This window comes from Mycobacterium palustre, assembly GCF_002101785.1.
GTDB classification, from domain to species: Bacteria; Actinomycetota; Actinomycetes; order Mycobacteriales; family Mycobacteriaceae; genus Mycobacterium; species Mycobacterium palustre.
The window spans coordinates 105337-117576 of record NZ_LQPJ01000124.1 but is presented as its reverse complement, the minus strand read 5'-3'; the positions used below and the strand labels follow the sequence as shown (position 1 = coordinate 117576).

At 64.8% G+C, this 12240-nt stretch carries 9 protein-coding genes; 1 reads left to right on the top strand and 8 read right to left on the bottom strand.

The features are described from left to right. Positions 1–67: 67 nt before the first annotated feature. The 8 genes from AWC19_RS20830 to AWC19_RS20795 all read right to left on the bottom strand — a co-directional run bounded on the left by AWC19_RS20830 (position 68) and on the right by AWC19_RS20795 (position 11436). Positions 68–1660 (bottom strand): AMP-binding protein, encoded by a 1593-nt coding sequence (locus tag AWC19_RS20830; protein WP_085079881.1) that lies wholly within the window; start codon positions 1658–1660, stop codon positions 68–70. Between the two features lie 21 nt (positions 1661–1681). Further along, on the bottom strand, positions 1682–2719 hold the full coding sequence (locus tag AWC19_RS20825; RefSeq protein WP_085079880.1) for an LLM class flavin-dependent oxidoreductase: 1038 nt from the start codon (positions 2717–2719) through the stop codon (positions 1682–1684). A gap of 30 nt (positions 2720–2749) precedes the next feature. After that, the gene (locus AWC19_RS20820) at positions 2750–3946 is read right to left on the bottom strand and encodes an alpha/beta hydrolase (RefSeq protein WP_085079879.1); all 1197 of its coding nucleotides are present in this window, start codon (positions 3944–3946) and stop codon (positions 2750–2752) included. Positions 3947–4048: 102 nt separating this feature from the next. After that, positions 4049–6409 carry an acyl-CoA dehydrogenase family protein gene (locus AWC19_RS20815; RefSeq protein ID WP_085079877.1) on the bottom strand — a complete coding sequence of 787 codons (2361 nt, stop codon included), beginning with the start codon at positions 6407–6409 and terminating at the stop codon, positions 4049–4051. 15 nt (positions 6410–6424) lie between these two features. Beyond that, positions 6425–7618 (bottom strand): cytochrome P450, encoded by a 1194-nt coding sequence (locus tag AWC19_RS20810; RefSeq protein WP_085079876.1) that lies wholly within the window; start codon positions 7616–7618, stop codon positions 6425–6427. Positions 7619–7735: 117 nt separating this feature from the next. Then, a complete protein-coding gene (locus AWC19_RS20805; protein WP_085079874.1) occupies positions 7736–8845 on the bottom strand; it encodes an NDMA-dependent alcohol dehydrogenase in 1110 nt (369 codons plus the stop codon). Positions 8846–8895: 50 nt separating this feature from the next. Continuing rightward, positions 8896–10110, bottom strand: coding sequence for a cytochrome P450 (locus AWC19_RS20800; RefSeq protein ID WP_085079873.1), 1215 nt, complete (start codon positions 10108–10110; stop codon positions 8896–8898). 225 nt (positions 10111–10335) lie between these two features. Then, positions 10336–11436, bottom strand: coding sequence for a TIGR03857 family LLM class F420-dependent oxidoreductase (locus tag AWC19_RS20795; RefSeq protein ID WP_085079872.1), 1101 nt, complete (start codon positions 11434–11436; stop codon positions 10336–10338). 121 nt (positions 11437–11557) lie between these two features. Here AWC19_RS20795 and AWC19_RS20790 point away from each other — a divergent pair, with 121 nt between their 5' ends. Further along, positions 11558–12217, top strand: coding sequence for a TetR/AcrR family transcriptional regulator (locus AWC19_RS20790; protein WP_085079870.1), 660 nt, complete (start codon positions 11558–11560; stop codon positions 12215–12217). The last annotated feature ends 23 nt before the right edge of the window (positions 12218–12240 follow it).

Sequence of the window (12240 nt, the reverse complement as noted above, 5' to 3'; positions counted from 1 at the left end):
GTCATCACGATGGCTCTCGCGCTAAGGAGCGGTCCGGGTTGTCGCGGTGATTCGTCGGACGCGGTCGTCACCGCTGTGCCGACGCCACGGTCGAACGTCCAGAGCCGTACTTCTGCTTCAGCTCGGCCTTCGGGATCTTGCCGGTGACGTTGCGTTCGAACGGCTCCACGACCAGGAAGTCGGCGGGCACCTTGTATTTGGCTAGTCGGGTCCGACAGTGTTCGGCGATGGCCGTCGTATCGAGTTGCGCACCGGGCCGCGGCACGATCAGCGCGCGACCGACCTCGCCCCAGCGCTCGTCAGCGATCGAGATGACCGCGGCGTCGGCCACGTCGGGATGCTCCGCAATGACGCGCTCGACCTCGGCCGGATACACGTTCTCGCCTCCGGACTTGTACATGTCCTTATAGCGGTCGACCATCGTCAAATATCCGTCCTCGTCTTGGACGAGGGCATCTCCGGTGCGGAACCATTCACCCGCGAATGCTGAGGTGTCGTCGCGGTCGCGGCGCCAGTAACCCGGCGTGACGGCCGGGCCGTGCGCCCACACCTCACCGGTCTGGCCGGGCGCGACGTCCTCGCCGTCGGGCCCGACGATCCGGATAGCGGTGTACTGCACGGGAAGTCCACATGAGCCGAACTTCGTCAGCGTGGCCGTGGGCGGAACGATGCTGACGATCGGACCCATCTCGGTGGAACCGTAACCGACACTCAGCGGCAACCCACGATCGTGGAAGGCTGTGGTGACCTCCCAGTTCAGGAAGCCGCCGCCAATCTGACCGTGCACCATGTGGTTGAAGTCAGCGTCGGCGAACGCGGGAACAGCACTCATCATCTGATACATGACCGGCGCCCCGGAGAAATGCGTGAAACCTCTGTCCCGGTCGGCCAGCAACTCGACTACTCGGACCGGATCGAATCTGGGTACTACCGCCACCGTTCCGCCCAGTGCCAGCACCGGGTTCGTCATGCTGTTGAGACCGGCCGCGTGAAAGAACGGCAACACCGCCAGATAACGACTGGACGACGACAGCCCGTAGGGCTGCACCGAGTTCAGCAGCTGGTAATGCAACGTCTGATGGGTGCAGATCGCCGCTTTGGGCCGACCGGTCGTTCCTGAGGTGTAGAGGAGTTGCACCGGATCGGTGATGCGGCTTATCGGGCGGGCGGCTCTCGGTGCGGCGGCCGCAGCGCCGGCGACGATGTCGTTCGCGCAATCGGCTGGAACGCCAGACTCGTCGGCTCCGGCCACGCCGGGGAAGGATGCCAGCCGCGGGATCCCGGCCGCCGCCGCGATGTCGACAGCCACCTCACGCATGCCGGCGTCGTGGATCAACACGATCGGATCCGAATCAGTGCACAGGAATTCCAGTTCCGGGCGAGCCAGCCGGAAGTTCAGCGGGACGAAGATCGCGCCGAGTCGCATACAGGCGAACTGCACCACTAGCACCCAAGGGTCGTTGTTCGCCAGCACGGCCACCCGATCGCCCTGAGCGACCCCCAGGTCGTCGGCGAGCGCGCCGGCCAGACCTCCAACCACCTCGTCGAGCGCGCGCCACGTCATGACCTCTCCGGTCGTGACGTCCTCGAGCGCGGGTGCGTGCGGCCTGCTGCGGCTGTGATAGCTGACCGGGTCAGAAGCCAGAGGGTGAACGCTCATAATCTCCGTCCTGCTGCGTCGTCAGTCAAGCTGCGGAATGACCGCGCTACCGATGAGTTCGACCATCTCACGGAATTCGCCCGCGGGCTGTCCACCCATGTCGATGTAGATGAGGTTGGTGGTGCTGGACAACAGCTGTGCCCAGGTGTTGAGCCGGTCGGCGACCTCTGCCGGACTACCTACGATCGCAGGGCCACGCGTGGTGAGGAATTCGAAGTCGAACGGCTTTTTGATGAATGGCGGCGGGTCCGGGTTGACCCTGCAGATGATGGTCTTCATCAGCTCGAAGTAGTTGTGGTAGCGCGGTTCCCACCGCTGCCTGGCCGCCTGGCTGGTTTCGGCGACATTGACATGCCAGCAGGCGCCGACCCGGGGTTGACGCGAGTGGCCGTACGAGGCGAACTTCTCCAGGTAGCTTTCGACCACCGGCTTGAACATCTCCGGATTGCCGAACGCCGAGGGCAGCATCAGATCGAGACCGAGTCGGGCGGCCAGTTCGAGCGACGATTCCGAGGCGCCACCGCCGATCCACAACGGTACGGCGCCGACCGGCGCGGGTTGAAGCACGAAGTCGTCGATCGGCCCACGGTGGCGCGATCCGGGCCAGTCGATCTTCTTGCCCGCCCACAACTGGGTGAGCAGTTCGATGTTCTCGGCGAAGAGCTCGTGGGAGTCTTCCAATCGGTTGCCGAACAGCGTGTAGGTGGAGACGAAGAAATTGCCGCGCCCCGCGACCACCTCGCAGCGCCCTCCTGACAACGCGTCCACGGTCGCATAGTCCTCGGCCACCCGTATCGGGTCGAGGTTCGCGGCCAACGTGACCGCGGTCGATAGTCGCAGGTCCTTGGTGCGCTCTCCGATCGCCGACAGGATCACCGGCGGTGCCGACGTCGTGTACTCCAGTCCGTGGTGCTCACCGATATGAACGCCGTGGAAACCGACGCCGTCAGCTGCCACGGCAGCTTCGACGATGCCGCGATGCCGTTCGGCCGCGGTCTCGGTTGCACCGGTGACAGGATCGGTGACCACATCCCCCAGCGACATCAAGCTCAAATTCATGTTGGCCTCCTATAGGAGTAGAAAGGGCGGTCAGGAAGTGGCGAAGCCGTGCCGCTGCATCCAGTCGTGGACGTGATCGGCGGCTTTTGACAAGTGGGAGCGCTGGTCGTTGCCGGTGAAGTAGTGGTTTGCGTCGACCAGATCGATGCGTTCCTTGTCCTGGTGGCCGATGGCGTCGAACACCTGCTCTTGATGGCTGGTGGGCACGGCGTCGTCGGTGCCGTTGCACATCATGAGGATCGGGACCGACACCCTTGGTGCGGCGTCGCCTGCGTCGACCTGTGCGGTGTCCAGGCCCCACTGGGACAGCCAACTGCGCGCGGTGGTGAAGCGCATCAGCGCGCCCGGGCTGGTATTGGCGATCTCCGGGTCGCCGAGGTAGCTCCAGCGGGGCCGGCGTCCGTTGGGTTCGATGGCCGGGTCCAGCCAGCGAGGATCGGCCATGGTGCCGTGTACGACGAACGCGTGCTCGGCGTGTGGGCGGCCGTTCCGACGAAATTCGTCCAACTTCTCCTGAGCGAACGCGGTGATCCGACGGTTGCGCTCACGTTGCCGGTCCCGGTATGCGGCCAGAAAATCCGCTGAGTATGGCGGTTGATTCGGGTTGGCCGGATCGTAGAGATCGAACTCGGCGTCGCGATTTCGCTCGGGCACCAATTCGTCGGTAACCGAGGCATCGAGGAATTCGGTGAGCAGTCGGTGGCGACTGCGGGGGGCGGCCAGCAACATCACGCCGTCGGCGGCCATCAGCGTGGTTTCGGCCAGCGGCGTCGGCTCCCCCGCCGCGGTCTGGGTGATACTAGGTTTTTCCGCTTCGGCCTGGTAGCCCATCATCGGTGAGCCGCCGCCGCTCCACCCGGCCAGCACAACCTTGCGGTATCCCAGCCGTTCTTTGGCGTCGCGCACGCAGGCGCCGACATCGAGGAGATGGTTTTCCATCTGCAGCGCCGAGTCACCCAACGTGTAGCGATTCGCGCAGCCGATGACATGCAGGCCGGTCCGCGCCAACTCGGGAAAGAGCGGCAGGTAGGCCGGCGAGCCGATCGGGTGCGACGCCACGATCACGGTGTCGGAGTCACGGTCCCCACGCAGTAGCTGGGCCTGACGCACGACGTTATCGCCGATAGTCCCATACACGTCCTTGCGCGCCGCCCGTTCGGTCGACACCACCAGATAGGGCGTCCGCCGGTACTTGGACCGCTCAACCGAGACCGGTTCGGCGGTCATAAGTAGCGCACTTTCCGCATGTTGCGCATCGCGTCCCTCATTTCCTGGTCATGGCGACCACAGCATCGTAACCATACATCGTTTGGTTTGTGAAGTCGCGGGTCAGGAACGTCGCGTCGCACGCCACGGGATGCCAGTGTCGACCCGGGGCTCACCAGGCAGGCCGAGAACGCGCTCTCCGAGGATGTTGCGCAGGATCTCCGAGGTTCCACCCTCGATGGAGTTGGCCAACGAGCGCAGATAAGCCTTGCGGACATCGTCGCCGCCGTACGCCGACGATGCGGTCGGCGCGGTCTCTGCGTAACCGTCGATCAGCAGTCCGGCCGTGCCCGAAATGTCAACGCCGAACTCAAAAATCGCCTTATTAAGCTCGGCCATCTGCAGTTTCGCGATCGAGCCCTCGGGCCCGGCTTCCCGGCCGGCCTGCGCGGCCCTGACATTCGTCAGGCGAGCGGCTTCTGCCTGCGTCCACAGCAGCATGAGCCGCTCGGTGGCGACTGCCGTCACCCGTCCGGCCGTGGCCGCCGCACGGTAAGTCGCGACGGCTCGGGCGATCGTCCCGTGTCCGCGGGGCGTGGTGCGCGCGCCGATGGCGATCCGCTCACTGGCCAAAGTGGTAATTGCGACTCGCCAGCCCCCGCCGACCTCACCGAGCACATTGGCTGCCGGGATGCGGACGTCCGTCAGGAACACCTCGTTGAATTCGGCCTCACCGGTGAGCTGACGCAGTGCCCTCACCTCAACCCCCGGCGTGTGCATGTCGAGGATGAAGTACGTGAGCCCTTTGTGTTTGGGAACGTCAGGGTCGGTACGCGCGAGCAACAGCCCGAACCGAGCGACGTGGCCCAGCGACGTCCAGATCTTCTGGCCGTTGACGACGAACTCGTCGCCGGCGGACACCGCACGGGTTGCCAACCCGGCCAGATCCGAGCCGGCGCCCGGCTCGGAGAACAGCTGGCACCAGATCTCCTCGCCGGAGAAACAGGGGCGTAAATAGCGGCGCTTCTGCTCTTCGGTGCCGTGTGCGTGAATGGTCGGCAAAGCCATCCCCAGCCCGATTACATTGCGCGCCTGGTGATCCGGACAGCCCGCAGCAGCGAACCTGCGATCGACGACCGACTGCAGCGAGCTGTCGAGGCCGCGCCCACCATACCCGGGGGCAAAGCTCACGACCGCGAGTCCGTCATCGAAGCGAGCTTCACGGAGCGCGCGATCCGATTCGCCGTCAGCCGGATCGCTGACCGGGTGTCGCCGCAGAAAATCAGCAACAGCTTCTTCGACCGCGTCGACTTCAGGCGACGGGTCACCGGGCTCCGTCTCGTTGAAGATGCCTTCAGCGGCCGGCAGTTCGGACTCGCCAGCCATGTCGAGCAATTCGGCAAGCCGGGCGCGGTGGCTGGACGGGGATCCGAATAACAGCTGAGAGCTCTTGGCGCGCTTGAGATATAGATGCGCCGGGTGCTCCCAGGTGAACCCGATACCGCCGTGGATCTGGATATTGTGCGCCGCCACTCGCGTATACGCGTCCGAACACACGCTGCGGGCCAGGCTGGCTGCGACGGACAGGTTGGCCACATCGTGCACGGCCGTCCACAAGCCGTGGTGAACCACCGACCTCGCCGATTCGACATCGACAAGCATGTCAGCGCAGCGGTGCTTGATGGCCTGGAACGAGCCGATCGCCCGGCCGAACTGCACCCGGGTGGCGGCGTGCCGCACCGCGAGGTCGAGGGCCCGTGTCGCACCCCCGAGTTGTTCGGCGGCCAGATAGAGGGCCGCCAGGTCCGCGCTGCGCTGCAGAGCGTCTGCGGCGCCACCATCGACGCCCAGCAAGTCAGCCCGCGCGTGGTCGAAGGTGACTTCAGCCAGCTTGCGGGTGGTGTCCATGGTGCTCAGCGTCTTGCGCCGGACCCCGTCGGCATCACCACCGACGGCCAGCAGGCACGGGCCCGCTGCACTGCGGGCGGCGACGAACAACACATCGGCCGCGAGCCCGTCGACCACTATCGCGGCGGTACCGGATACCTCCCACTGACCGGCGTGCTTTGCCGCGGCCAACGCACTGTCCGCAGGGCCTGGGCCCGACCACGCCAGGGTCGCGATGGTCGTGCCGCCGGCGATTCCCGGCAACCATCGAGCCGCGGCAGCGTCGTCATCCAGCGCGAGCAGGGCGCTCGCGGCCATGCCCACGCTGGACAGGAACGGCCCACCGAACAACGCGGCGCCCATTTCTTCGAACACCACGCCGAGCTCGACCGCTGTCGCACCGCTGCCATCGAATCGCTCGGGAATTGCCAGGCCCTGTAGCCCCAGCTGGTCGGCCGCGCGACGCCAGACCGCCGGGTCGAAGCCGATCTCGGTCTCCATGCACCGGCGCACCGACGTTTCATCCGAATGCTTGTCGAGGAAGTCGCGCACCACCGCGCGCAGCTCCTCGGCATCCTCCCCCGGAAGGAAGTTCACACGTCTACCTCCGCGTCACTGGACCACGTCGAAAACCAAGGGCAAACTCTCCGGGCCGTTCGCGATTCCCGCCGCCCAATGGACCTCGGCCTCGGGGCTGGCGAGGCGCAAGTTCGTGATCCGTTTGAAGAGCTCGTCGAAGGCGATCGCGATCTGGATTCTGGCGAAATGGGCTCCCAGGCAACGGTGCAACCCGAGCCCGAACCCCACATGGCCGCCGCGACGCAGATCGAACCTCAGGTGCGAGGCATCCTCGAAGTGCGTCTCGTCGCGGTTCGCCGAGTCGAACCGCACCAGGATCTGCTCGCCCGCTTTGATCTGCAATCCGCCGACTTCGACGTCCTTGGTGGCCGTTCGCCCGAGACAGCCGACGGGCGAGGTCAGCCGGATGAGCTCATCCATGTCCTGGCGGATCCAGGCAGGGTCGCGGAGCCGCGTTTCCAACTCGGGATGAATTGCCAACTGATGGGCGATACCGCCAAGCGCACCCCGCGTGGTATCCAGGCCTCCGAGGAACAGCACGGCCACGACGCCGAGTCGCTCCATCTCGGTGAGGTGTCTACCGCCTTCGACGGTGCCGGTGGAGATGGCGTTCATCACTTCGTTGGCTGGATTGGGGTTTTCTGTCTGTTCGGCGAGGTACTGCACGGACAGCGCGACGAGTTCGCCATAGGCCTCGTCGGTTCCTTCGACCGCGACGCGGACCACCACGTCTTGGGCGTGCGCCATTCGCACGGGGTCGTCTTCGTTGAAAACAGCGCGCGACAAGGCATTTCCGACGAACGGCCCGGCGAATTCCCGGACGAAATCGAACCGGCCGTTACCAATGAATCCATCGATCAACTCGGCTGCGTTCTTGCGCAGTTCAGGCTCGAACTTCGTCAGGAAGGTGCGGGTGAAAAGGGGGTTGAGAATCTTGCGCAGATCAGGCTGATACGGCGGATCGGCGTCCAGTGGGTTCAGTCCCACCGGAGACGGCCGAGGCGCCACACCCTTCGACGAGAAGGTGTATGGATCTTCCAGAATTCGTCGCACATCCTCGTACCGGAAGACCATGTACTGGCCACCGCCGTCGGCATCAGTGTGCGCGACAGGACATTTTTCGCGGGCATACGCGAGTACATCCCACTTGATCTTCTCGTGCGCGGGATCCCACATGTCAAAGTGCGGAAGCAATTCTTTGTAATCGATCCCCGGTTTGGACACCATCCACCACCACGCCCTTCATCGCCAACGTAGTCATCCGCGCAGTTCGCGCGGGAGCGTAAATCAGATTAAACCATCACCGTTTGGTTAGGGCCACCATGGCGAAATAGCTTCCGTCGGTCAGAACGTGATCATGCCGCGCATGATGGTTCCGCTGAGCAAATCGTCGTAGCCGTCGTTGACCTGCTCGAGGCGGTAGGTCTTGGTGATGAGCTCCTTGAGCTTGAGTTCGCCCCGTTTGTACAACGAGAGCAGACGGGGCAGGTCGGCGTGCGGGTTGCACCCTCCGAACACGTTGCCGACGATCTCTTTTTGGCTGAGGATCACGTCGACCAGCACGACGTCGACGTTGGTCACGCTAGGAGGCGCGACGGATGTCAGGCAGGCGCGACCGCCCTTGCGGGTCAGCAGCATGAGGGGCATCAGCATGTCGCCGCTCATCAGGCTTGCCGTCATGATGGTTTTGTCGGCCATGACACCTCGGGTCAGCTCGGTGACTAGAGGCATCGCCTCCTCCATCGACGCGACCGAGTGGGTGGCACCGAGCAACTCGGCCTGCTGCCGGCGGAACGGCACCGGATCGACCGCAACGATGACCTCGGCGCCGGCGATCCGCGACCCCTGAATGGCACTCGACCCGACGCCGCCGCACCCAACCACGACGACGGTGTCCCCCGGACCGACCTGTGCACGATTGACCGCCGCCCCGAATCCCGTTGCCACGCCGCATCCCACGAGCGAAGCCAGCTCCAGCGGGATGTCGTCGTCGATCTTCACGCACGAGTCTTGGTGAACGACGGCGTACGGGCTGAAAGTGCCCAACAACGACATCCGGGCCAAACCTTGTCCGCGAGCATGGGTGCGCGGTTTGCCGTCCACGATCGGCATTCCGGCCATGATGACGGCACCGTAGTCGCACAACACCGAATCACCGCTCGCGCACCACCGGCAGTGCCCGCATGCCGGCATGAAGGCCATCACAACGTGGTCACCCGGCTTGAGCCGCGTCACCCCGGCGCCGACCTCTTCCACGACACCGGCGCCTTCGTGTCCACCCACGATCGGAAGACCAATTGGCATGTCTCCCTTGACACCATGGTCGTCGGAGTGACAGAGGCCGCTGGCGGCGAGCCTGACCCGCACTTCGCCGGGCAGCGGGTCGTCGAGTTCGACGTCCTCAACACTCCACTTCTGCCCGACTTCCCACAAGACCGCCGCCGTTGTCTTCACTGGTTCTCCTTCGTGACTGAAAAGTAAGGGAGCGCGCAGAAGTCGCGGAGCTACCGGATGTCGAATTCGATCGGCAAGGCGTACAGGACGCGGCTCATCCCCGGCCGTCGCGCGATCTCGGCCCCCGGAGCAAGCCGCAGGTTGGTGATCCGTTCCAGGAGCGTGTCGATGGCGATGCGAATCTGCTGGCGCGCCAGGTGCATGCCGATGCAGCGGTGCACACCCATTCCGAATGCGACATGCGGGTTACGTTCTCGGTTGAAATTGAGTTCGTCAGCGCCATCGAAGATTTCGTCGTCGCGGTTGGCACTGGCGAAGTGCACCAGTACCCGATCACCCGCGTGGAGCTGGGCGCCATTGAGATCCACATCGCGTGTCACGATGCGCCCCATGGCGCCCACCGGCGAACTGTGGCGGAGAAACTCGTCTAAAATCGTGCGTTCCCAGCCCGGCTTGCGCAGCAACTCCTCGAAGGAGCGGTCGGTAGCCAGCTGTAGCATCATGTCGCCGATGGCGACCTTCGTGGTGTCGAGGCCGCCGATGAACAGAACTTGAACCACGCCCACGCGTTCCGCATCGGTCAAGGGACGGCCAGCGACCGTGCCAGTAGTGACTGCCTCGACGATGGCTCCCGGGTCGGAACTGGCAGTGCGTTTCTCGACGAACTGCACCATGAGCTGGTAAAAGTCCACAACCCCTTGGGGGTCACCGGTGATGAAGCGCTCGTTGCATTCGGCAGCCTCACGGAAGAGTTCCCCGTCGTCGTCCTCGAAGATTACCGATGCCAGCACGTTAGTGACGAACGGGCCGGCGAAGTCCCGCATGACTTCGCAGCGGCCTGACCCGATCCAGGTTTCCATTGCTGAGCGAGCGATCTCGCGGACCCGCTCATCGCTGGCGGCAAGCCGCTTCGGATGGAAGAACGGGTTCAGGAGTTGCCGGAAGCCGTGCTGCAGCGGCGGATCGGTGTCCAACGGAGGCAACGGCACCCCGGCGTTGCCGGCGATGTTGGTGTACTCCGTGGAAGAGAAAGTCTCTGGGTCGGTCAGCACGCGCCGGACGTCGTCGTACCGGGTCACGATGTGATAGCCACGTGTGGCCGAAGTGTGCGGCACGGGACAGTGCCGACGTGCGTAGCCCAGTACCTCCTCCGCTCGCTCTGCGTGTTCCTTCAGGAAAAAGTCGAAGTTCGGTAGTAGGGCCGCGATCTCAGTTTCGGTCAGCATTGAGGCGAGTTCGGCATCGCTATTCGCCGTGTCGGTCATGGAAACGGGCCCCTCTCGCCGGGCTGCTAGTGCAGCGTTGCGCGGCCAACCGATGAGCATGCCGACCGCCTGGAGCGATCCGGCTCTCCAAGTTTCGGAGTTGTCCAGATCACAGCCGCCATTAATCTAACGATGATTGGCTACTGCGAGCAAGTCTCGGCCGTCGGCGCGCCTTGCTTCAACCGTCACGACACGGGAACCGCCGTCCGCGCTCGGCAGCAGTCGTCAGACCCCGACCGAGGCCGGTCGGGCCGCGCGTTCACGCCAACACCGGATGAGCTCGGCATTCTCGTCCGGCGTGCTGCCGTAGATCGCGATCTCGTCGACCCCCGCCGCCCGGTACTCGGCGAGCCGGTCGGCACAGTGCTCGACGGAACCGATCGCACACGACTCGGCCATCCACTCGTCGGGCACGAGCCGTGCCGGCTCCATCAACTCGGCACGGTGGAAATCCTGATCGGCGTTCTTACCCATCAGCTGTTTGTGCGTCCGCAACTTGCCCAGCACCGACTGGTCCCAGCCGTTGGAGTTGGTCAGCGCCTCGCCGTGCCCGGGCCACTCGAGGTAGGTGACCGCACGTGCGTGCGCGTAGGCACGCGTGCTGAACTCGTCCAGCTCGGCGGCCACCACGATCGGGTGGCAGATACGCAGCGAGGCCGGGTCGCGATTGCGGTCGGCGCAGGCGTTGCGCAGCCGCTCCACCACCGTGTGCACCGCATCGACGGTGAGGAAGGGATAGAGCATCACGGCGTCGAACGCGTCGTGGGCGACGGCCTTGGCGAACTTCGGTCGGCCGTACCCGCACGCCCAGACCTCGGGCTTGGGAACATCGCCCAGCGCATCGATGGTCCGCAGTTGGGTGCCGTTGTAGTCGACCACGCCGCCTTGCCAGAGTGCTTTGACGGTCTCGGCGTAATGAACGAAGTGGTCGTAGGACAGTTCCGGCATGTCCGGTAGCGGCACGCCGCGCCCAAGCCCGAGCACGAACCGCGGCCCATAAAGGGCGTTCATGGTCGCGCCGAAGCTCGCGGCCACCATGGGGTGGCGCGAGGACGCCGACCACACCCCAGTGCCGACGCCGAAACGTGTTGTGCGCGCGGCGATGCCGCCGAGAATGGCGCCGGAGTCCTTGAGGTCGAAGCGTTCACTGAGCCAGCCACGGCGAAAGCCGAGGCGCTCGGCGGCCTGCGCATCAGTCAGCGCGGTGCTGATGTGGGTGAAGCCGCGCTCCTGCTTGGTGGTCACCCGCCCGCAGATGAGGTAAATGCTGAGGTCGTCGACGACCGGCGCGAGTTGGCCGCTCGGGTCGTGATCCACGGTTTCCATTGCTGTGCTCCTCGGTGACGTCGCCGCGTGCAGCCGTGATCAATCCCATTGACCACCGGCATCTTTCAATCAATAACAGTAAGAGTACTTGTACGCAACGCGGCGGTGCGACAATTTGCAGATGCCGGCATCGCTGAAAGGTGGAGGCCAACTCACCCGTCGAACCGTGATCGCGACCGCCATCGCGCTCATCGAATCCGACGGCGTGGACACGTTGACCATGCGCAAGCTTGCCCGTGCCTGCGGAGCGGCGCCGATGTCGCTGTACCGGCACGTCGCCACGAAAGAGGAGCTGTTGCACGCAGTCGTGGATGCCTATCTCGCCGACGTCGAACTGCCGTCTACGGACGACCTGCCCTGGGATGAAGCGATCGAACGGGTCGTGCTGACCGTCGCGGCAGCATTCGACGCGCACCCACAGCTAGCGGAAATTCTCGCAGTTCAACCGATCGACGCCGCCGCGGTGTTGGACGCGATGGAACGCATCGCCCGAGCCTTGAGGTCTGCGGGATTCGACGACGGCGCGGTCAGAAGTGGACTGGCGACGCTGAGTGCCTTCGCCACCGGCTACGCGCACCGGCGTGCCGCGCATCGCCGGGCCCCGGATGTCCGCGCACGCCGTTTCGGTCGCCTCGCCGAGGAGCCGGAACGCTTTTCGGCTCTATTGTCGGTCTCCGCGGGGGAGGGTCTCGACACTCCAGAAAACTTTCGCGTCGGACTCGGATGCATCATCGACGCCCTGCGGCGTCAGGCGCCGGGCCCACGGCGTCGGGTCGGGTAGCCGACACGACCGGGCAATCCAAA

Excerpts from the sequence above, each read along its gene's own strand:
- AWC19_RS20810 (WP_085079876.1), bottom strand. The coding sequence starts at position 7,618 with ATGGTGTCCAAACCGGGGATCGATTACAAAGAATTGCTTCCGCACTTT.
- AWC19_RS20830 (WP_085079881.1), bottom strand. The coding sequence starts at position 1,660 with ATGAGCGTTCACCCTCTGGCTTCTGACCCGGTCAGCTATCACAGCCGC.
- AWC19_RS20825 (WP_085079880.1), bottom strand. The coding sequence starts at position 2,719 with ATGAATTTGAGCTTGATGTCGCTGGGGGATGTGGTCACCGATCCTGTC.
- AWC19_RS20820 (WP_085079879.1), bottom strand. The coding sequence starts at position 3,946 with ATGACCGCCGAACCGGTCTCGGTTGAGCGGTCCAAGTACCGGCGGACG.
- AWC19_RS20795 (WP_085079872.1), bottom strand. The coding sequence starts at position 11,436 with ATGGAAACCGTGGATCACGACCCGAGCGGCCAACTCGCGCCGGTCGTC.
- AWC19_RS20790 (WP_085079870.1), top strand. The coding sequence starts at position 11,558 with ATGCCGGCATCGCTGAAAGGTGGAGGCCAACTCACCCGTCGAACCGTG.
- AWC19_RS20800 (WP_085079873.1), bottom strand. The coding sequence starts at position 10,110 with ATGACCGACACGGCGAATAGCGATGCCGAACTCGCCTCAATGCTGACC.